15 protein-coding genes are annotated in these 20,234 nt (G+C 70.5%); 5 read left to right on the forward strand and 10 right to left on the reverse strand.

Features of this window, described 5'->3' with window-relative positions; genetic code table 11:
• Positions 1–16: 16 nt before the first annotated feature.
• From ABT004_RS00570 to ABT004_RS00580, 3 genes are all read right to left on the reverse strand, one after another.
• Complete coding sequence (locus ABT004_RS00570) at positions 17–1,939, reverse strand: alkyl/aryl-sulfatase (protein ID WP_351330379.1); 1,923 nt, start codon at positions 1,937–1,939, stop codon at positions 17–19.
• Between the two features lie 206 nt (positions 1,940–2,145).
• On the reverse strand, positions 2,146–3,240 hold the full coding sequence (locus ABT004_RS00575; RefSeq protein WP_351330381.1) for a zinc-binding dehydrogenase: 1,095 nt from the start codon (positions 3,238–3,240) through the stop codon (positions 2,146–2,148).
• 37 nt (positions 3,241–3,277) lie between these two features.
• The gene (locus tag ABT004_RS00580) at positions 3,278–4,738 is read right to left on the reverse strand and encodes an aldehyde dehydrogenase (RefSeq protein ID WP_351330383.1); all 1,461 of its coding nucleotides are present in this window, start codon (positions 4,736–4,738) and stop codon (positions 3,278–3,280) included.
• Positions 4,739–4,942: 204 nt separating this feature from the next.
• On the opposite strand from ABT004_RS00580, the gene ABT004_RS00585 reads away from it, so the two are divergent.
• From ABT004_RS00585 to ABT004_RS00605, 5 genes are all read left to right on the forward strand, one after another.
• The gene (locus ABT004_RS00585; protein ID WP_351330385.1) at positions 4,943–6,100 is read left to right on the forward strand and encodes an acyl-CoA dehydrogenase family protein; all 1,158 of its coding nucleotides are present in this window, start codon (positions 4,943–4,945) and stop codon (positions 6,098–6,100) included.
• Positions 6,101–6,144: 44 nt separating this feature from the next.
• Positions 6,145–7,299: a thiolase family protein gene (locus tag ABT004_RS00590; protein ID WP_351330387.1), complete on the forward strand. Its 1,155-nt coding sequence runs from the start codon at positions 6,145–6,147 to the stop codon at positions 7,297–7,299.
• Positions 7,300–7,308: 9 nt separating this feature from the next.
• A complete protein-coding gene (locus ABT004_RS00595) occupies positions 7,309–8,202 on the forward strand; it encodes an acyl-CoA thioesterase (RefSeq protein ID WP_351330389.1) in 894 nt (297 codons plus the stop codon).
• Positions 8,203–8,216: 14 nt separating this feature from the next.
• On the forward strand, positions 8,217–8,981 hold the full coding sequence (locus ABT004_RS00600; protein WP_351330391.1) for a crotonase/enoyl-CoA hydratase family protein: 765 nt from the start codon (positions 8,217–8,219) through the stop codon (positions 8,979–8,981).
• 84 nt (positions 8,982–9,065) lie between these two features.
• A complete protein-coding gene (locus tag ABT004_RS00605) occupies positions 9,066–10,766 on the forward strand; it encodes a class I adenylate-forming enzyme family protein (RefSeq protein WP_351330392.1) in 1,701 nt (566 codons plus the stop codon).
• A gap of 68 nt (positions 10,767–10,834) precedes the next feature.
• On the opposite strand, the gene ABT004_RS00610 is transcribed toward ABT004_RS00605, so the two are convergent.
• The 7 genes from ABT004_RS00610 to ABT004_RS00640 form a co-directional block, all read right to left on the reverse strand.
• On the reverse strand, positions 10,835–12,706 hold the full coding sequence (locus ABT004_RS00610; RefSeq protein WP_351330394.1) for an alkyl/aryl-sulfatase: 1,872 nt from the start codon (positions 12,704–12,706) through the stop codon (positions 10,835–10,837).
• Positions 12,707–12,710: 4 nt separating this feature from the next.
• Positions 12,711–13,721, reverse strand: a complete 1,011-nt coding sequence (locus tag ABT004_RS00615) for an acyl-CoA dehydrogenase family protein (RefSeq protein WP_351330396.1) — start codon at positions 13,719–13,721, stop codon at positions 12,711–12,713.
• The gene (locus ABT004_RS00620) at positions 13,718–14,839 is read right to left on the reverse strand and encodes an acyl-CoA dehydrogenase family protein (RefSeq protein ID WP_351330397.1); all 1,122 of its coding nucleotides are present in this window, start codon (positions 14,837–14,839) and stop codon (positions 13,718–13,720) included. Before ABT004_RS00620 ends, ABT004_RS00615 begins: the two co-directional genes overlap by 4 nt.
• A 23-nt stretch (positions 14,840–14,862) precedes the next feature.
• Positions 14,863–17,250: an AMP-binding protein gene (locus ABT004_RS00625; RefSeq protein ID WP_351330399.1), complete on the reverse strand. Its 2,388-nt coding sequence runs from the start codon at positions 17,248–17,250 to the stop codon at positions 14,863–14,865.
• Between the two features lie 62 nt (positions 17,251–17,312).
• Positions 17,313–18,071, reverse strand: coding sequence for an SDR family oxidoreductase (locus ABT004_RS00630; RefSeq protein ID WP_351330639.1), 759 nt, complete (start codon positions 18,069–18,071; stop codon positions 17,313–17,315).
• A 43-nt stretch (positions 18,072–18,114) separates the two neighbouring features.
• A complete protein-coding gene (locus tag ABT004_RS00635; RefSeq protein ID WP_351330401.1) occupies positions 18,115–18,879 on the reverse strand; it encodes an SDR family NAD(P)-dependent oxidoreductase in 765 nt (254 codons plus the stop codon).
• A gap of 59 nt (positions 18,880–18,938) precedes the next feature.
• Positions 18,939–20,096 (reverse strand): acyl-CoA dehydrogenase family protein, encoded by a 1,158-nt coding sequence (locus ABT004_RS00640; protein ID WP_351330403.1) that lies wholly within the window; start codon positions 20,094–20,096, stop codon positions 18,939–18,941.
• Positions 20,097–20,234 lie beyond the last annotated feature (138 nt).

Genomic DNA, 20,234 nt, shown 5'->3' on the forward strand with positions numbered 1-20,234 from the left:
GCAGACTGCTGCCCGTTCAGGGCGTCACGATGTCGAAGTTGGGGTCGAACGTGTCGATGAGCTCGGCCAGCGCCGGAAGGACGGTGTCGTCGCCGTCGAGTTTGATCTTTCCGGCCTCGGCGAGCGGGGCCGCGCCCGCCGGGTTCAGCAGCACACCCACCAGTGCCGCCTTGGGGCCCGTGACGGTGAGTCGTGTGTCCGGCGAGGCACCGCGACGAGCGTTGAGGACGCCGCGCGCGACCCACATCGTCCACGTCTCGCCGTTATCGGCGTCGGTGTCGGTGTCGGTGAAGCAGAAGTCGATGCGCAGGTCGGTCTGTGCTGCCTTGTCGCCGACCACGTGGACGGCGACGTAGTCGAAGAGGATGTCGATGGGCATCGCGAGGATCGTGTCCGGGCTCGCGGTGGCGAACGTGGCAGGCTGGACTCCCTCGCGCAGTTCCTTGGCCGCGGTGAGGAAGATGCCGCGCCACTGCGGCCCCTCGGCCTGGTAGCCCATCTGCTCGTAGGCGTCGGCTTGGAGGTCGCGGGCCGGCTGGTTGTCCGGCTGCGCGAAGACGAGGGCGTGCAGGATCTGCGCGGCCCAGCGGTAGTCGCCCGCGTCGAAGGCCCGCCGCCCCTCGGCCAGGACCTGGTCCGCGCCGATCAGGTCGACGAAGCGGCGGGCCGACTCGGTCGGCGGGTGCGGGTGCAGGGACACGGGGTCGCCGTCCCACATGCCGAGTTCCTTGGTGAACACCGCGCGGACGTCGTGGTGAAGCGTGCCGTGGTAGCCGCGGTTGAACCATTTGCGACCCAACTCCGCTGGCAGTTCGATGACTTCGGCCGCCTCCAGAGGCGTGTATCCCTTGTTCGCGAGGCGCAGCGCCTGGTCGTGGATGTACTTATAGGTGTCACGCTGTGACGCCAGGAACGAGGTGACAGCCTCGTTCTCCCACACCGGCCAGGTGTGCGGGCCGTAGTGCACCTGTGCCTCGTCGCCCCATCGCTCCAGCGTCTCGTCGAGGTAGCGGGCGAAGTTGCGGGCGTCGCGGGTGCGGGCGCCGCGCAGGGTCTGGACGTTGTGGAGGGAGTGGTTGGCGTTCTCGGCGCAGGTGAGGGCGGCCAACTGCGGGATCCAGATGTGCATTTCCTCGGGCGCCTCGGTGTCCGGGGCGTAGAGGAACTCGAATTCGAGGCCGCCCAGGTCACGTCTGGCGCCGGTCTCCGTGATGGCGTCGGTCGGCGAGATGTAGGAGACGGTCACACCTGGGACGGTCGTGATGCCGATGCCGCAGGTCACGCAGCCGGTCGCGGAGTAGTCGAGCAGGCTGTCGAAGGCGTAGGACGCGCGGCGGGACATGGCGTTGCCGGCGATCACGTTCTCGCCGATGGCGTGCTTGTCGAAGGAGGCGATGGTGCCTGGAGCGACGATCGGGACCTTGCCCGACGCGACGTCCTCGGCGCTGACCACGCCCTTGACGCCGCCGTAGTGGTCGATGTGGGTGTGCGTGTAGACGACCGCGGCCACCGGCTTGTCGCTGACGTGCTCGCGGATCATGGCCATGCCCTGCGTGGCCGCCTCGACCGAGGCCATGCAGTCGACGACCACCAGTCCGGTGTCACCCTCGACGACGGTGAGGTTCGCGATGTCGTTGTTGCGCACCTGGTAGATGCCGTCGACGACCTTGAACAGGCCGCCCTTGCGCATGAGTTGCGACTGGCGCCACAGGCTCGGGTTCACGGTGTCCGGTGCCGGGGCGTCGTCGGCGATGTAGTCGAACCGGCTCGCGTCGAAGATGACGCGGCCATCGGTGGCGTACAGCTTGTCGGGGAACGGGGCGATGAACCCGCGGTCGTTGTCGGCAAAGTCCTGCCGGTCGTCCATGGCATACCGGGCGACGGCCGCGCGGTTGACTTCGGCGGTGGCGGGCGTCGCACCCTTGGGCGTGTAGGCCATGACGGCTCCTCCTGCCCGCGGCGGCCGGGCCTGCCTGTTCTGGGCGCCGGACACAGTGGGCCAGTTCGACTGACAGCCACGCTCCCCGTGGGCGCTCAGCACCGCGAGGCAGGTCGGCCGTTCGAGTGAACGGCGCGAGCCCTCCGGGCAAGGGCCGTGCGGTGTGCCACGGTCGCGTCCGACCGCACGGCTCCTTGCCCCTGACGTCACTCGGCGATGTCGATGACGGTTCGCAACGCCTCACCGGTGTGCATCTGGCGGATCGCCTCGTTGATGTCCGTGAGCGGGACACGGTGCGTGATCATCGAGTCGAGGTCGATGCGGCCCGCGCGCCACAGGTCGATGATCGTGGCGTACGTACGCCGGATGTCGTCGCCCCCGTAGAACGAGGGCAGGATCGCCTTCTCGCTCATGACCAGCTCCGCCATGCTGATGTCGGGCAGGTCGGTACGGGAGCCGGCGCCGACCAGACAGACCGTGCCGCCGAGGCGGGTCGCGTCGTACGCGGCGCGCAGGGTGGCGGACTTTCCGACGGCCTCGAAGGCGTAGTCGACGCCGAAGCCACCGGTGAGCCGCTTCACGGTCGCCGCCAGGTCCTGTGGCGCCACAGCCTCGGTGGCACCGAATTTCAGGGCCCAGTCGCGGCGGTTCGCTGTGGGATCCACGGCGATGATCTGCGCCGCGCCCGCGACCTTGGCCCCCTGCAGGATACTGATGCCCACTCCGCCGAGGCCGATCACGACGACCGACGAACCCGGCTTCACCTTCGCGGTGTTGAGGGCGGCACCGACGCCGGTGGTGACGCCGCAGCCGATGAGCGCGGCGATCTCGTACGGGACGTCGTCGGGGATGGGGATGGCCGCGTAGGCCGCGATGACCGTCTCCTCGGCGAAGGTGCCGGCGCCGAGCATGCCGGGCACGGTCGTCCCGTCCGATCCGGCGTGTCCCGTATGGAAGTTGGGCGTGCCGAGGTTGCGGTAGCCGCTGCGGCACATGTGACCCTCACCCCTCTTGCACGAGGGGCACCTGTCGCAGGGCGGCATCCAGCAGACGATGACGCGGTCGCCCGCCTTGACATGAGTGACGCCCTCGCCGACCTCGACGACCTCGCCGGCTCCCTCGTGCCCGGGGACGAACGGGGCGGGGTGGGTGAGCACCCCGCTCATGGCCGACACGTCGGAGTGGCACAGGCCGGCCTTGTGCATCTTGACGCGGACCCGGCCGGGGCCGAAGGAGACGGTCTCGGCGTCGACGACGTCCAGCGTCTCGTCGCCGGTCTGGTGCAGGACTGCTGCGTGCATGCGCGAAACTCCTTTTTGAGTAAGGGGGTTGGGAAAGTCAGGACCGGGCCGGGGCGGGCAGGTTGACGGTCTTGTGCTCGAAGTAGGCGGCCAGCCCCTCGGGCCCGAACTCGCGGCCGATGCCGGAGTTCTTGTAGCCGCCGAAGGGCGCGGCGAGATCGAGACGGAAGCCGTTGACCGTGATGGTGCCGGTGCGGATCCGGCGGGCGACGGCGGTGGCCCGCTCGGTGTCGGACCCGAACACGGCGCCGGACAGGCCGAATTCGGAGTCGTTGGCCAGCTCGACGGCCTCCTCCTCGGTCTTGTAGCGGATGAGGCAGACGACGGGGCCGAAGATCTCCTCGCGGGCGATCCGCATGTCGTTGGAGACGTCGCCGAAGAGGGTCGGTTCGACGTACCAGCCGGTGCCTTGGCCCTCGGGGACGCCGCCGCCGGTGAGGATCTTCGCGCCTTCCTCCTGGCCGATGCGGATGTAGTCGAGGTTCCGCTGCTGCTGCGCCTTGGTCACCATCGGGCCGACGACGGTCGTCGGATCGGCCGGGTCGCCGACCTTGAGCGCCGCGAAGGCGCCTGTCAGGGCCGCGGCCACTTCGTCGTAGCGGGAGGCCGGGACCAGGACGCGGGTGAGGGCGACGCACGCCTGGCCGCTGTTGGCGGCGCAGGTACCGCCGACGATCGCCGGGACCGCGACGGAGAGATCCGCGTCGTCGAGGACGATCGCGGCGGACTTGCCGCCCAGTTCCAGGGATACCCGGGTGAGGTTCTGGGCGGCCGCCGTCATGATCGCCTTGCCCGCGCCGACGGAGCCGGTGAACGCGACCTTGTCGATGCCGGGGTGCGCCACCAGGTAGGCGCTGGTCTCGCGGTCGGCGGGCAGCACGCTCAGGACGCCGTCGGGCAGTCCGGCGTCCGCGCACACCTGCGCCAGCCAGTTCGCGTCCAGCGGCGTCTCCGGCGACGGCTTGAGGATGACGGCGCAGCCCGCGAGGAGCGCCGGGGCGAGCTTGCCCGCGATGGTCAGCTGGGGCACGTTCCACGGGGTGACGGCGGCGACGACGCCGACGGGCTCGCGGCGTACGAGGACGGGGCCGCCGGTTCCCTGACGTTCGCCCTCTTCCTGGAACCGCGTGGCGGCAGCGAGTGCCGTGGTGAAGACGCCGACGGCGGACAGCGCCTGCCCGCGGACGGCGAACAGCGTCGGGGAACCGTTCTGCACGCTGATCAGTTCGGCGAGTTCGCGGTGGCGGGCGGCCAGGGCGTCCTTGGCGCGGCTGACGATCTCGGCGCGCTCGGCGAGTGCCATGCGGGGCCAGGGCCCCTGGTCGAACGCGGCGCGTGCGGCGGCGACCGCGCGGTCCACGTCGGCCGGGGTCGCGTGCGGGACGCGGCCCACGACCTGTTCGGTCACCGGCGAGACCACCTCGATGGTGTCGGACCCGGCGGGTTCGACCCAGCGGCCGCCGATGAAGAGCGTGTGATGTTCCAGGATCTCGGTCACGCAGGAAGACTGCTCTGCATTCGTCACATTGGCAAGCGTTGACTCACGACACCGAGGCCAAGCAGCCTTCTTACTGGGAATATGCAATCAAGACTCTGGACACAGAGGTTATTGCGAATTAACTTAGGCGCCGTTCGGCGATGCCTGTCGAGTAGGCCGAGGCCGAGCGGCCCGTGGTCGGGCAGGCCAGGAAGGAACGTGACCGTGCGTCGCACCGTGTTCACCGAGAACCATGAGGATTTCCGTACGACGATCCGGGCGTTCCTCGCCGACGAGGTCGTCCCGCACTACGCGGACTGGGAGCGTCAGGGCCACGTCCCGCGCGAGCTGTACCGCAGGCTCGGCGCGCTGGGCGTGTTCGGCATCAACGTGCCGGAGGAGTTCGGCGGCGCGGGCGTCACCGACCTCACGTACCTGGCCGTGCTGCGCGAGGAGTGCGGGCGGGTGGGCATCGTCCTCGGCGCGGAGTCCGTGCACACCTGCCTCGTACTGCCCTATCTGCTGAAGTTCGGCAGCGACCGGCAGAAGCGGTGCTGGCTGCCCGGCTTCCTCTCCGGCGAGATCATGACCGCCATCGCCATGACCGAGCCCGGAACCGGCTCCGATCTGGCGGGCATCGCCACCCGCGCGCGACTCTCGGACGACGGCACGCACTACGTTCTCAACGGCGCCAAGACCTTCATCACCGGAGGCGCTCGGGCGGATCTGATCCTGGTCGTGTGCCGCACGACGCCGTACGACCCCGGGAACAGGCGCGCCGGTCTGTCGATCCTGTGCGTGGACACGGGTTCGGAGGGCTTCGCGGTCGGCCGCAAGCTGGACAAGATCGGTCTGCGGGCACAGGACACCGCCGAGCTGTCCTTCACCGATGTCCGCGTCCCCGTGGAGAACCTCCTCGGGGAGGAGGGCGCGGCCTTCTCGTACCTGACGCACAACCTCGTCGTGGAGCGTCTCGGCGCCGCCGTCGGCGCCTACGCCAACGCCGCCGGGGCGATCGGCCTCGCCCGGGACTACGTACAGGAGCGCGAGGTCTTCGGCAGACCGGTGGCCGGGTTCCAGAACACCAAGTTCGTGCTCGCCGAGTGCGCCGCCGAGGTCGACGCCGCGCAGTGCCTCGTCGACCGCGCCCTGGCCGAGCACGCGGCGGGCGAACTGACGCCCGCCGACGCCGCCCGGGCCAAGTTGTTCTGCACCGAGGTCGCGGGCCGCGTCATCGACAAGTGCCTTCAACTGCACGGCGGTTACGGCTACATGCTCGAATACCCGATCGCCCGCCTATACGCCGACACCCGCGTCAACCGGATCTACGCCGGGACCAGCGAGGTCATGAAGACGATCATCGCCAAGGACCTCGGGCTCTGAGCCCGTTGCCCGCTGTCTGCCCCACGTTCCCCAGGAGGACCCTCATGCGCGACGCAGTGATCGTCGACGCCGTACGCACCCCGGTCGGCAAGCGCGGCGGCTCGCTCTCCACGCTGCACTCCGCTTCGCTCTCCGCGCACGTTCTCAAGGCGCTGGCCGAGCGCAACCACCTCGACCCGGTCCTCGTCGACGACGTCATCTGGGGCTGCGCCTCGGCGGTCGGCATGCAGGCGGGCTGTGTCGGACGGGCCGCCGTGCTCGCGGCCGGCTGGCCCGAGAGCGTGCCGGGGCTGACCGTCGACCGGCAGTGCGGCTCGTCACAGCAGGCCGTCCACCAGGCGGCGGCCGGGGTCGTATCCGGGCAGTACGACGTGGCCGTGGCCGGCGGCGTCGAGATCATGAGCCGACTCCCGCTCGGGACGACGCGCGGCGACGGCAGTTTCGGCGAACCGTTCGGCCCGGACGTCTTCGCCCGCTACGACGGCGTCCGCTTCAACCAGGGAATGGGCGCCCAACTGATCGCCGATGAGTACGGCATCACGCGCGCGGAGATGGACCAGCACGGCCTCCACTCCCACGAGCGGGCCACCCGCGCCGTCGACGAGGGCCGCTTCACAGCGCAGATCGCCCCCGTCACCCTGGACAACGGCGCCGTCTTCGCCACCGACGAAGGCATACGGCGCGGCTCCAGCATGGAGACCCTGGCCGGGCTCAAGCCGGCCTTCCGCACTGACGGTTCGATCACCGCGGGGAACGCCTCGCAGGTCTCCGACGGCAGCGCCGCCCTGCTCGTCACCACCAGCGAGTTCGCCGCGTCCCAGGGCTGGACCCCGATGGCCCGCGTCCACACCGCCGTCGTGACCGGCACCGACCCGGTCACCATGCTCAAGGGCCCGATCCCGGCGACCGCCAAGGCGCTCAAGAAGGCCGGTCTCGCCCTGGACGACATCGGCGCCTACGAGATCAACGAGGCGTTCGCCTCTGTCACGCTGGCCTGGCTGCGTGAGACCGGCGCCGACTACGGGCGGATGAACCCGCTCGGCGGCGCGATGGCCATCGGCCACCCCATCGGCGGCTCCGGCGCCCGCCTCATGACCACGCTCGTCCACCACATGCGCGACAACGGCATCCACTACGGCCTGCAGTCCATGTGCGAGGGCGGCGGCATGGCCAACGCCACGATCCTCGAACTCCTCTGAGGGCGCCTGGTGTTGCACGCGACGCCGCTGGCTGGACGCCAGGACTTCGGCGGGTTCCTCGGCCTGGAGCGACTGGACCGGGACCTGTTCCGCGGCTGGTGCCATGACGGCGTTCCGCTGCGCGCCTTCGGCGGTCAGGCCCTCACGGCGGCGGGCCGCACCGTGCCCGACGGCCGGGCCGTGCACTCCCTGCACGGCTACTTCCTGCGCGCCGGGGACACGTCCCGCCCGCTCGACTACCGCGTGGAGCGGGTGCGGGACGGATCCTCGTATCTGTCGCGCAGGGTCACCGCGGCGCAGGACGGCGCGACCGTCTTCACGCTGTCCGCCTCGTTCAAGCGGCCGGAACACACCGACGACCGACAGCCCGCGATGCCGAGCGCTCCCGGGCCCGACGAACTCCCCGACCTGTACGAGGTCTGGGAGCGCACCAACCCCGACGACTACGTGCAGGCCGAGTTCCGTCGCGTCCTGGACATGCGGTACGTTCCCGGGCCCGCCGAGCCCGTGCCCGGCATGACGAAGCAGAAGCTGTGGATCCGCTCGCGCGAGCGGCTGTCCGACGATCCGCTGCTGCACGCCTGCGCGCTCACGTACGCCTCCGACCTCTTCCTCGCCCCGGCCGTCGCCCTGTCGACGGACCTGCCCCGGATGCTGCGGGACACACCGGCCTCGGTGTTCCTGACCTCCCTCGACCACGCGGTCTGGTACCACCGGACGTTCCGCGCCGATGAATGGATGCTGTTCACCCAGCGCAGCCCCACCGCGGGCGACGGGCGCGGGCTCGCCTTCGCCGACGTGTGGAGCGTCGACGGCCGGCTCCTCGCGCACGTCGTGCAGGAGACGGTGGTGCGCCCGGCCCGGCCCACGGCGTCCGAACTCCCCCTTCCCTCCTCCCGTTAAGGAGCCGAACCACCATGTCCGACCTCGTCCTCACCTCGTTCGACGACGGTGTCGCCGTCATCACGATCAACCGCCCCGAGGCACGCAACGCCGTCAACCGCGCCGTCGCCGACGCGGTCGCCGCGGCCGTCGACGAACTCGACGCCCGAGACGACCTCGTCGTCGGCGTCGTCACCGGCGCGGGCGGCACGTTCTGCGCGGGCGCCGACCTCAAGGCGCTGGCCGCCGGAGAGCGCTCGGGCATCCCGGGCCGCGGCTTCTGCGGCGTGACCGAGACCCCGCCCGCCAAGCCGCTGATCGCCGCCGTCGAGGGATACGCGCTCGGCGGCGGCACCGAACTGGCCCTCGCCTGCGATCTGGTCGTCGCCGCCGAGAGCGCCCGGTTCGGCCTGCCGGAGACCAAGCGCGGCCTGATCGCCGCCGGTGGCGGCCTTGTCCGCATGCCGCGGAAGATCCCCGCCAACATCGCCATGCAGTACGCGCTGACGGGTGACTTCCTCGACGCCCAGCGGGCGTACGACCTGGGCATGGTCAACGAACTGACTCCGGCGGGCGGGGCGTTGGACGGCGCGCTGGCCCTGGCCCGCCGGATCGCGGCGAACGGGCCGCTCGCCGTCCGCACGACCAAGCAGATCGTGACCGAGTCCTTCGGCTGGCCGGCCGAGGAGACGTGGACCCGCAACACCGCCGCGTGCGCCCCGGTGTTCGCCTCGGTCGAGGCCAAGGAGGGGGCGCGCGCCTTCGCCGAGAAGCGCCGACCCACCTGGACCGGACGCTGACGGCCCAGCTACGAGGACACCGGGTGATCCACAACTAGAGTCCCGAGACAACGCTCGGGCATGACCGGACAAAGGAGTTCTGGCATGACCACCGCCTGGCCCGCAGGGCTGCCCCGCACGCTCGACTATCCCGACGGCACCATCGCGGACCTTCTCGCCGGTTCCGCCCATGCCTACCCCGACCGGACCGCCCTGATCGACGGCGAGGTGCGGCTGAGCTTCGCCCAGCTGCACGAACGCGCGTTGCGGGTCGCCCAGGGGCTGCGCGACCAGGGCATCGCACCGGGCGACGCCATCGGCCTCCACCTGCCCAACTCGGTCTGGTTCACGGTCGCCTACTACGGCACCCTGCTGGCGGGCGCCTCCGTGGTGCCGCTCAATCCCACCCAGCCGGCGCTCGCCCTGCGCCAACAGCTCGACGACTCCGGCGCGGTCGCGGCCTTCACGCACCCCGCGGTCGCGACACCGCTTGCGCAGGCTCTGGAAGGGTCGGCCGGCATCCGGTTCGTCTGTGTGACGCCCCCGACGGCCGCGGCGCCTGCCGCCGACCGGCCGGACACCGCTTTCGCGGTGCCCACCCTCGCGTTCGACGACCTGATGAAGGCTCCGGCGACTCCGCCGGCGAAAGTGTCCGGCGACATGGTGGCGCACCTGGCGTTCACCGGCGGAACCACGGGCGTCCCCAAAGCGGTACGGGTCCTGCACCGCAACCTGGTCAAGAACGTGCTCCAGGTGGCATGTTGGCGCAGCGCCGCCGTCCCGTTCACGGACGAGCAGGGCCGCATCATGCTGCGCCATGTGCCGGAGGCCCGGACCGCGCACCACATCCCGCTGGGCGCGGCGACCGGCATCTCCATCGCTCCGCTCTTCCACGGCATGGGCATGGTCAGCCAGAGCGTCTTCGCCGCCGCGGGGCTCTCGATGGTGGTGTTCGGCCGGTTCGACGCGGTCAGGTATCTGGACACCATCGAGCGGATGCGTGTCCATGCCATCACGGGTTCCCCGGCCCTGTGCCATGCACTGCTGGCCGTCGCGGACGTGCGGGAGCGCGACCTGACATGCGTACGTGTGGTCAGCAGCGGCTCCGCACCCATCAACCCGGCCGCGGTCGCGGAGCTCACGGAGATCTTCCCGAACGCCGTGGTCAGTGACGGCTACGGGCTGACCGAAGCCACGATGGGTGTCGCGATCAGTCCGCTGGACACGACGCTGCCCCGTCCGCAGGGCAGCACCGGCCTGGCGCTCTTCGACACCGAGATCCAGATCAGGGACATGGACGGCGTCACGCCCAAGGCGGCGGGCGGGAAAGGCGAGGTCTGGGTCCGGGGCCCGCAGGTCACGGCCGGCTACCTCGGCCACCCGGAGCTCACCGCGGGGCAGTACGTCGACGGCTGGCTGCGTACCGGAGACCTCGGCACGCTCGACGAGCAGGGCTGGCTGTCGCTGGTGGGCCGGGCGAAGGACATGCTCATCTACAAGGGCTACAACGTGTACCCGGGCCCGCTGGAGAACATCCTGCGCGAGCACCCGGCGGTCGCCCAGGTGTCCGTCGTGGGCCGGCCGCACGCGGAGCACGGCGAGATCCCGGTAGCCTTCGTCACTTTGAAGACCGAGGCACACACGGCCGAACCGGACTTCCTGGCACGGGAGTTGATGGAGTACGTCACCGAGCGCGTCGCCCCCTATCAGCGCGTCAGGGACTTGGTGATCGTGGAGCAACTCCCGCTGTCGGCCACCGGCAAGATCCTCAAGTCGGAGCTGCGCAAGCGAGCGGCCGAGTCCTGAGACTTCCGGGCAGGCGAAAGGGGCCGGGCGGAGTGTGACTCCGCCCGGCCCCTTCGGGTACCCGGCCGCTACGGCAGCACGATCGGGAAGTTGCGCGCGGGGTTCTCCAGCAGGCCGTGGAAGGTGGACAGGACGGTGACGTCGCCGTCCACCGTGACGGCTCCGGAGCCGATCGCCTCGGGGAATGAAGCGTGCTGAGCCAGCACCGAGTTGAGCGTGGTCCGCGCCAGGCGCAGCGTCAGCTGCGGCGCCTCGCCGCCGGGGGCGTCGCCGCGCATCGGCGTGAGGACGCCGTTGCCGACGAGCAGGGTCCACACCTCGTCGGTGTCGGTGAACTCCCAGCGCAGCAGCAGCCGGTGGGCGGCCGCGCGCGGGCCGTCGAGACGTACGGCCATCGAGTCGAAGATCTGCCCGGTGCCGAGAGCCGCCAGCATGTCGATGCTGTCGACGCGGGGTGCGCCCTTGCCGCGCCTCTCCTGTCCCGCCTCGCGCAGTTCCTTCGCGCCGGTGAGGTAGATGTTGCGCCAGGTGCCGTTCTCCTGGGCGTGCCCCAGCTGCTCGTACGTGGCGATCTGCAGCTCCCGGGCGGCCAGGTGCTCCGGCTCGGCGAACAGGACGTGGTTCAGGAGTTCGGCGGCCCAGCGCAGGTCGCCGCCCTCGAACGCCTTGCGGGCGGACTCGACCGTGGCGTCCGCGCCGCCGATCGCGGTGACGTACCGCTCGGCCTGCTCGACCGGCGGGTGCTGCCACAGGTGTGCCGGGTTGCCGTCGTACCAGCCCATGTAGCGCTGGTAGATCGCCTTGACGTTGTGACTGATGGAGCCGTAGTAGCCGCGCGCGCTCCAGGCCCGGCCCAGCTCGCCGGGGAAGCCCTGGATCTCCTCGGCGATCTCGGTGCCGGTCAGTCCGCGGTTCATCAGCCGCACGGTCTGGTCGTGGAGGTAGGCGTACGCGTCACGCTGCTCGGTGAGCATCCGCATGACCTGTTCCCGCCCCCAGGTCGGCCAGTTGTGGGAGCCGATGAGCACATCGGCCTCCGGGAAGAGCTGGATCGACTCCGTGATGTACGAGGCCCACGCGTGGGCGTCGCGGACCTGGGCGCCGCGCAGGGTGAGGACGTTGTGCAGGGTGTGGTTGACGTTCTCGGCGATGAGCAGGACCTGGTGGTCGGGCAGGTAGAAGTTCATCTCCGAGGGAGCCTCGGTGTCAGGGGTGAGCTGGAAGGCGAGACGCACCCCGTCGAGCACCAGTTCCTGGCCCGTCCCGGTGATGTCCTGGGTCGGAGGAACAAGGCCGACGGTTCCGGTGGACAAGGCCTGCCCCAGGCCGAAGCCGACCGCCGCCTCGGGGCCGACGGGCAGCGAGCGGCCGTACATGAAGACGGCGCGCCGGAGCATGGCCGGCCCCGCGAAGATGTTCTCGCTGACCGCGTGCTGCATGAACCCCTCGGGGGCGATCACCGCGCACTCGCCGGCCTCGACCGCCTCCGTGGTGGTGACGCCGAGCACGCCGCCGAAGTGGTCTCCGTGGCTGTGCGTGTAGATGACGGCCTTCACGGGGCGCTCACCGCGGTTGCGCCGGTAGAGCGCCAGGCCCGCCTCGGCGACCTCCTTGGAGGTCAGCGGGTCGACGACGACCACACCGGTGTCGCCCTCGATGATCGTCATGTTGGAGACGTCGAGGCCCCGGGCCTGGTAGATGCCGGGTACGACCTCGAAGAGGCCCTGCGCGGTGTTGAGGCCGCTCTGTCGCCACAGGCTCGGGTGGACGGTGTCGGGGCAGTCGTCCTTGGTCAGGAAGTCCCAGCGGTCGTTGTCCCAGACGACCCGACCCGCCTCGTTGCGTACGACGCAGGGCTCCAGCTTGTCGACCAGGCCACGGGTGGCGGCGGCCTGGTCACCGGTGTCGCCCCAGTCGAGATCAGGGGTGGTGTGGGTCATGGGCTCAGTCCTCGCCGTCCATGGAGGTGGGTGCAGGGGTGGTGATACGGGTCCAGACGCCGCTCTCGCCGGCCTCGGCGGCGCGGCGTCCGAGGCGCTCGGCCCAGTGCCGCTCGCTCGCGACGGCGTCGCGCCAGGCCCACAGGCGGCGCGTGAGGTGATGCAGCGGGTACTCGGCGGTGATGCCCATGGCGCCGTGCAACTGGTGTGCCAGCTGGGCGATTTCGGTGGCCGCGGCGGCCGTGGTGAGCCGGGCGATGTCGACGGCTCCGCCGAGTGGCGGCGACTCGCGCGCCAGGGCCAGCGCCGCGTCGGCCTGGACGAGCTGGACCCGCATGCGGGCCAAGTTCGTGGAAACCGCCGGGATCTTGAGCAGCGGCGCGCCGAACTGCTCCCGCTCCGCGACGTACGACCTGGTGAGCCGGTAGGCGCCGTGGGCGGCGCCGAGCACGGCCGCCGACCACAGGAGGGCGAGCCGCTCGCGGATCGCGTCGTAGCCGGGCGCTTCGTCGAGGCGCGGGGCAGGGGTGTCCGTCAGGAACACGGTGTCGCGCGGTTCACCGGCGACGTTCTCGCCGGGACGTACGCTCACAGAAGGGTGCCGCAGGTCGACGACGACGGGCCCGAACTGCTCGGCACACAGCACCAGTTGGGCGGAATCACAGGCCCACGGGACCGCGTTGAGCTCCGCCGTGACGGTTGCGGTTGCGGACCCCCTGTCCGGCGCCTTGTCGAGAAGGAGGACCGTGGCCTGATCGGCGTCGAGGCGTCGCGCGTGAGCGAGCACCCAGTCGGCGGTGGCCGCCTCGACGAGGGGGACGCCGATGCCGTGCCCGGCGAGGGCCTCGGCCACCACAAGCAGGTCGTCGAGGTGGCCGCCCGAGCCGCCCTTGTCCTCGTCGATGCCGACGCGAGGCAGGCCTAGCTCGACCAGGTTGTCCCACAGCTTGGAGGTGTCGTCCGTGGCGGCCAGGCCGTCCACCAGGCTCCGCAGTTCTTCGGCGAACTCGCTCATGCGCGGGCCTCCTGTCGGGCGATGAGGGAGAGCAGGACCTCGGCCGCGCCACCGCGCAGTCCGAACGCGGGCGAAGCGAGCAGGGCCTGCCCGAAGACGGAGTCGAAGGCCGGGTCCTGGCACAGGTCGGTGCGGCGCAGCGCCTCGATGACATCGCGCTCGAACGCGTTGCCCAGGTACTTCAGCGCGGCTGCCTGCTGGACGGGGGCCTGCCCGTCGTCCATGGCGCGGGCGACCTCGAAGCACAGGCGGCGCAGAACGGCGAGGCGGGCGACCAACTCGCCCAGCAGGGCGTGCAGTTCACGGTCGTCACGCTGCCGGGCGGTCTCTGCGATCAGTTCCACGAGGACGGGGTAACTGGACAGGGCGCGCTCGGCACCGCCACGCTCGAAGGAGAGCTGTTCGACGACCTGCTTCCAGCCGCGGCCGACCTCGCCGAGCACCCGCCCGGCGGGGACGAAGACGCTCTCGAAGCGCACCTCGTTGAAGTGGTGCTCGCCCGCGAGGTCGACGATCGGGGTGACGCTCACGCCCTCGCTGTCCATGTCGAGGATGAACTCGGTCAGCCTGTCGTGCTTGCGCTCCCCGCGCGCGGTCCGCGCCAACAGATAGGCGTGGGTGGCCTGATGGGCCTGGGTCGTCCAGATCTTGTGGCCGGTGACCAGCCAGCCACCGTCGACGGCCTCCGCGGAGGTGCGTACGGAGGCGAGGTCGGAGCCGGCTTCCGGTTCACTCATGCCGAGGCAGAAGACGGCGTCGCCGGAGGCGATGCGCGGCACGATCTCCTCCTGGAGTTCGCGCGTACCGTGCCGCAGGACGGCCGGGCCGATCTGCCGGTCGCCGATCCAGTGCGCGGCGACCGGCGCACCTGCCCGCAGCAACTCCTCGGTGACGGCGAGGCGTTCGACGTTGGTGCGCCCCGCGCCGCCGAACTCCTTCGGGTACGTCATCGCGATGAGACCGCGGGCGGCAAGCTCCTTGCTGAACTCCAGGTCGAAGGAGCGCAGCCAGGAGTCGCTGCGGGGCGCGTAGCGTCCGGCGTCCCGCCACTGCGTGGTCAACTGCCGTACCTGCGAACGGAGTTCGGCGCAGGGATCCGTATCTGGGATGTGCTGCATGAGGGCCTTTCGGGCGAGGGGGTTCAGCGGCCGGTGAAGACGCCGGGGCGCTTTTCCTGGAAGGCGGCGAACGCCTCCGCGGAGTCCTCGGTGGAGGTGATCACGGCCATGTGCGAGGAGACCAGGTCGAGCGCCGTGCGCAGGTCGTGGCGGGCGCCCTGGCGGACGGCGCGCTTGATGGTGCGGATCGCGACGGGCGGGCGCTCGGCGAGCCGCGCGGCGTAGGCGTACACCGCGTCCATCAGGTCTTCGTCGTCGTGGACCTCGTCGACCAGGCCGATGCGCAGCGCTTCGTCGGCGCCGACGAAGTCGCCGGTCCACAGCATGCGCAGGGCGGTGGAGGTGCCGACGGCGCGCGGCAGGAGCCAGCAGCCACCGTCGCCGGGCACCAGGCCGACCTTGATGTATCCCTCACAGAAGCGGGCGGAGCGGCCGCCGAAGCGCAGGTCGCACAGGAGCGCCATGTCCATCCCGGCGCCGACGGCGGGCCCGGCGACGGCAGCGATGACCGGCTTGTCGACGTCCTCCAGGGCGAGCGCGACCCGGTGCACGTTCTGGGTGAGGAGTTCCTTCTCGCCGAGCGGCGCCCGCTGCTCCCCCTTGAAGGCGGAGAGGTCGACACCTGAGCAGAAGGACCCCCCGGCGCCCGTGACAACGATGACCCGCACCTCCGGGTCGCGCTGGGCCTCGATCAGCGCGTCCGCCCAGGCGTGCACCATCTCGATGGTGAAGGCGTTCTTGCGGTCGGGGCGGTTGAGCAGGATGGTCGCGATCCCGTCGCGGACGGTGTACTCGAGATCGGCCATGGCCGTCCCTCTCTCGTCGAACGAATGAGTAAATCTGTCGGTGACCAGCGGTGACTGGATGAGCGAGGCGCGCAGTTCGCGCTTGAGGACCTTGCCGCCCGGATTGCGGGGCAGCGCGTCGACGAAGTGGACGTTCCGTGGCTTTTTGTACGAGGCGATGCGCGGCCGCGTGAACTCGATCAGCTCTTGCGCGGTGGGGCGGGCGACGCCGGGCCGCAGTGCGACCACGGCCGTAACGGCCTCGCCCCACACCGGGTCGGGCACGGCGACGACCGCGCTCTCGGCGACCGCCGGGTGTTCCGCGAGGACGGCCTCGACCTCGGCCGGGTACACGTTCTCGCCACCGCTGACGATCATGTCCTTGATCCGGTCGGTGAGGTACAGGTAGCCGTCCTCGTCGAGGTATCCGCCGTCTCCGGTCCTCAACAGGCCTTCTGCGTCGTACAGTTCGGCCGTCTCGTCCGGTCGCTTCCAGTACCCGGGCGTGTTGTGGCGGGAGCGGACGCGGATCTCGCCGGGCGTCCCGGCGGGAACGGGGCGACCGGTCGTGAGGTCGGCGATCATGACGTCGACGCCGCGGCGCGGTTTCCCGACGGACCTGAGCAGCCGGCGCTTTGACCCGTCGCCCGCGTGGTCCTCCGGCGGCAGCTGGGTGACCGTGCCGCCCCCCTCGGTCAGCCCGTACTTGCCCATGAAGTGACAGCCGAAGACGCTCATGGAGCGGCGTAGCAGGGCCGGTGTGACGGGCGCGGAGCCGTAGGTGATCAGCCGCAGCCGGGAGAAGTCGCGCCGGTCGATGTCCGGGAGCGCGGTGAGCAGGTGCAGCACCGAGGGGACGAGGAAGGCATGCGTGACGCCTGCCCGCTCGATGGCCTCGGCCGCGCCCTCGGGGGTGAAGTTGGGGACCATGAGGCTCGCGGCCCCGGCGGTCAGGGCGACACGCAGCCAGCCGAGGCCGCCGATGTGGAACATCGGCAGGGCGTTGATCGCCACCGAATCGGCGTCCCACAGGTACTCCTCCAGCTCGGTGCCGTCGGCGAAGAAGTTTCCGTGGGTGAGCAGCACGCCCTTGGGCAGGCCGGTCGTGCCGGAGGTGTAGATCTGCAGGAACACCTCGTCGGCATCCGCCGCACCGCCGCGCCCCGGGTCGTCGTCCGGTTGGGCGGCGAGCCAGCTCTCGTACGCCGGGACGTCCGGGTCGTCGGACGGTCCGATGGCGACGAGGCGGAGGCCGGTCAGGGCCGCGCGCACGGCGTCGGCCGCCGCCCTGAACTCCGTTTCGACGAGCAGGACCCGCAGCTCGGCGTCGCGCGCCACGGCCGTCAACTCCGGTACGGCGAGCCGCCAGTTGAGCGGGACGGCCACCAGGCCGGCCTTGCCCGCGGCGGTCACGATCTCGCCCGCCTCGGTACGCGTCCGGGCAAGGAAGCCGATCCGCGATCCGGCGGGGGCCGCGGCCAGCAGGGCGCGGGCGAGCCGGTTGGTGCGGGTGTGCAGATCGGCGTAGCGGATCGTGCGGTCCGCGCAGACGAGCGCGGCGGACGTGCCGCGCTCCCGGGCGTGCAGGCGGATCGCGTCGGGCAGATGCAGGCCCGTGAGTTCCATGTGGCTTTCCCTCAGGCGTCGTTGGCAGAGGATGCGGCGGTGGCGGTGGCGGTGGCGACGTGTCAGCCCTTGGGCCCACCGGCGACGTACAGGATCTGGCCGTTGACGAATCCGGCCTCCTCGCGGCAGAAGAAGGAGACGGCCTGGGCGATGTCCTCGGGCCGGCCGCCCCTGCGTACCGGAATGGCCTTGGCGTACCGGTCGGTGAACTCCTCGAACGTGATACCCATGCGCTGCGCGGTGGCCTCGGTCATCTCGGTGGCGATGAAGCCGGGTGCCACGCAGTTGACGGTGACGCCGAACGGGCCGAGCTCGATGGCGAGGGTCTTGGTCAGTCCCTGGAGGCCGGCCTTGGCGGACGAGTAGTTGGCCTGGCCGCGGTTGCCGAGGGCGGCGGACGAGGACAGGTTGACGGTGCGGCCCCAGCCTGCGGCGGTCTGGTGGCGCTGCACCGCACGGGCCACCAGGAAGGCGCCGCGCAGATGGACGCCGATGACCGAGTCGAAGTCCTGGTCGGTCATCTTGAAGACCAGGTTGTCCCGGACGATGCCGGCGTTGTTGACGAGGACGGTGGGTGCTCCGAGTTCGGCGTCCACTCGGGCGACAGCGGCTTCGACCTGCGCGGCGTCCGAGACGTCGCAGTTGACGGCGAGGGCGCGCCCGCCGTCCTTCTCGATGGTCGCGACGGTCGCGGCGCACGCGGCCTCGTCCAGGTCGAACACGGCGACGGCGAATCCGTCGGCGGCGAGACGTACGGCGGTCGCGGCACCGATGCCACGCGCGGCACCGGTGACGATGGCGACACGTTGAACAGGGTTGATCTCAGACACAGTTGACTCCGGGCGGCGAGGGGTGGGTGACGGTCTACTTGGGGGCCATCCGGATCGCGCCGTCGAGGCGGATCGTCTCACCGTTCAGCATCGGGTTCTCGATGATCGACGTGGCCAGGTGGGCGAACTCGGCCGGGTCGCCGAGCCGCGAGGGGTGCGGCACCTGGGCGCCGAGCGCGTCGAGGAAGCTCTGCGGCTTCTTGTTGAGCAGGGGTGTGGAGAACAGGCCGGGCGCGATGGTCATCACCCGGACCTTGGCGGCGGCCAGGTCGCGGGCGATGGGCAGGGTCATGCCGACGATGCCGCCCTTGGAGGCGGAGTAGGCGCACTGCCCGATCTGCCCCTCGAAGGCGGCCGCGGACGCGGTGTTGATGATGACGCCGCGCTCGCCGTCGACCTCCTGCGTCTTCGCCATCTCGGCGGCCGCGAGGCGCAGCACGTTGAAGGTGCCGATGAGGTTGACGCCGACGACGAACTCGAAGTCCTCCAGGGCGTACGGCGTGCCGTCGCGGCCGACCGTCCTGCCCCCCTTGCCGAGGCCCGCGCAGTTGACGGTGACGCGCAGCGGAGCCTGGGCGGCGGCGGTCGCGACGGCACGTGCGGCGTCGTCGGCGCTGCGCACGTCACCGGCGACGAAGTGGGCGCGCTCGCCGAGCTCCTTGGCCACCGCCTCGCCGTTGGAGGTCGGCAGGTCGAGGAGGACGACCTGGGCGCCGTACTCGACGAGGCGGGTGGCCGTGGCCAGGCCGAGGCCCGAGGCGCCGCCGGTGACGACGGCGGAGACTCCGTTGATCTGCATGGTTGCTTCCTGCTTCCTGTGTGGACAGTGGGTGGGAGTCGAAGGGAACGGAGGTGGCCTCAGAGGCCGATCGACTTGGCGACGATCGTCTTCATGACCTCGCTGGTGCCGCCGTAGATCCGCATGACGCGGGTATCGGCGTACAGGCGGGCGATCGGGTACTCCAGCATGTAGCCGTAACCGCCGTGCAGCTGAAGGCACTTGTCGATGACCCGGCTCGCGGCCTCGGTGCAGTGCAGCTTCGCCATCGCGGCGTAGTCGGCGCTCAGCTCGCCCCGGGCGTCGCGCTCCAGCGCCTCGTACGCCATCAGCCGCGCCGCCTCGACGTCGGTGGCGCACTCGGCGAGTACGAACTTGGTGTTCTGGAAGGACGCGACCGCCTTGCCGAAGACCTCGCGGTCCTGGGTGTACTCCTTGGCGAAACGGACCGCGGCGTCGGCAGCGGCGGCGGCCTGGACGGCGATGACGAGCCGCTCGCGCGCCAGATTGCGGCCCAGGTAGAAGAAGCCCTCGCCCTCTTCACCGAGGAGATTGTCCACCGGCACCTTGACGTCGGTGAAGGAGAGTTCGGCGGTGTCGGAGGCGTGCAGGCCGATCTTGTCCAGGCTCCGGCCGACCTGGAAGCCCTCACTGGTGGTGTCGACGACGAGGATCGACAGGCCTTTGCGCCGGTTGTCGGCCGGGGCGGGCGCGGTGCGGCACACGACGAGGACGAGGTCGCACTGGGTGCCGCCGGTGATGAACGTCTTGGCGCCGTTGAGGACGTAATGCGTCCCGTCCGCGGACAGTTCGGCCTTCGTCCGGATGCCGGCGAGGTCGGAGCCGGTGCCGGGCTCTGTCATCGCGATGGACAGCATGAGGTCGCCGGAGACACAGCCCGGGACCCAGCGCCGCTTCTGCTCCTCGGTCCCGAAGTGCAGCAGGTACGGCAGGATGATGTTGGCGTGCGTCATGGCGGTGCCGACGGTGGCACCGGCGCGGGCGACCTCCTCGGCGAACACCGCGCCGAAATGGTGACTGCTCTGCGCCCCGCCGCCGTACTCCTCGGGCACCTCGATGCCGAGGACGCCGAGCTCCCCGAGCTTCTTGTAGAAGTCCCGGGAGACAGCCTTGGCCGTGACCCACTCCTCCAGGTGCGGGACCGCTTCCTTCCCGAGGAAGTCCCGGACCATCTCGCGGAACACCTCGTGCTCCTCGCCGAATACCGTGCACGGCATGCCTGCATCTCCTGACCTTGGGTTAGCCGAGTTTCACTTTTACCTCCGGTTGCCTTGCTGTCAAGGGCTCTAATGGCGCACCATGCGAGAGGTCAGCCAAGTTAGCGAGAAATAACTTGACGCCGGTTCTCGCCCATC

Source organism: Streptomyces sp. NPDC002790 (genome assembly GCF_040295505.1).
Taxonomy (GTDB): Bacteria; Actinomycetota; Actinomycetes; order Streptomycetales; family Streptomycetaceae; genus Streptomyces.

Excerpts from the sequence above, each read along its gene's own strand:
- ABT004_RS00610 (WP_351330394.1), bottom strand. The coding sequence starts at position 12,706 with ATGACCCACACCACCCCTGATCTCGACTGGGGCGACACCGGTGACCAG.
- ABT004_RS00640 (WP_351330403.1), bottom strand. The coding sequence starts at position 20,096 with ATGCCGTGCACGGTATTCGGCGAGGAGCACGAGGTGTTCCGCGAGATG.
- ABT004_RS00625 (WP_351330399.1), bottom strand. The coding sequence starts at position 17,250 with ATGGAACTCACGGGCCTGCATCTGCCCGACGCGATCCGCCTGCACGCC.
- ABT004_RS00590 (WP_351330387.1), top strand. The coding sequence starts at position 6,145 with ATGCGCGACGCAGTGATCGTCGACGCCGTACGCACCCCGGTCGGCAAG.
- ABT004_RS00635 (WP_351330401.1), bottom strand. The coding sequence starts at position 18,879 with ATGCAGATCAACGGAGTCTCCGCCGTCGTCACCGGCGGCGCCTCGGGC.
- ABT004_RS00570 (WP_351330379.1), bottom strand. The coding sequence starts at position 1,939 with ATGGCCTACACGCCCAAGGGTGCGACGCCCGCCACCGCCGAAGTCAAC.
- ABT004_RS00620 (WP_351330397.1), bottom strand. The coding sequence starts at position 14,839 with ATGCAGCACATCCCAGATACGGATCCCTGCGCCGAACTCCGTTCGCAG.
- ABT004_RS00615 (WP_351330396.1), bottom strand. The coding sequence starts at position 13,721 with ATGAGCGAGTTCGCCGAAGAACTGCGGAGCCTGGTGGACGGCCTGGCC.
- ABT004_RS00575 (WP_351330381.1), bottom strand. The coding sequence starts at position 3,240 with ATGCACGCAGCAGTCCTGCACCAGACCGGCGACGAGACGCTGGACGTC.
- ABT004_RS00605 (WP_351330392.1), top strand. The coding sequence starts at position 9,066 with ATGACCACCGCCTGGCCCGCAGGGCTGCCCCGCACGCTCGACTATCCC.
- ABT004_RS00600 (WP_351330391.1), top strand. The coding sequence starts at position 8,217 with ATGTCCGACCTCGTCCTCACCTCGTTCGACGACGGTGTCGCCGTCATC.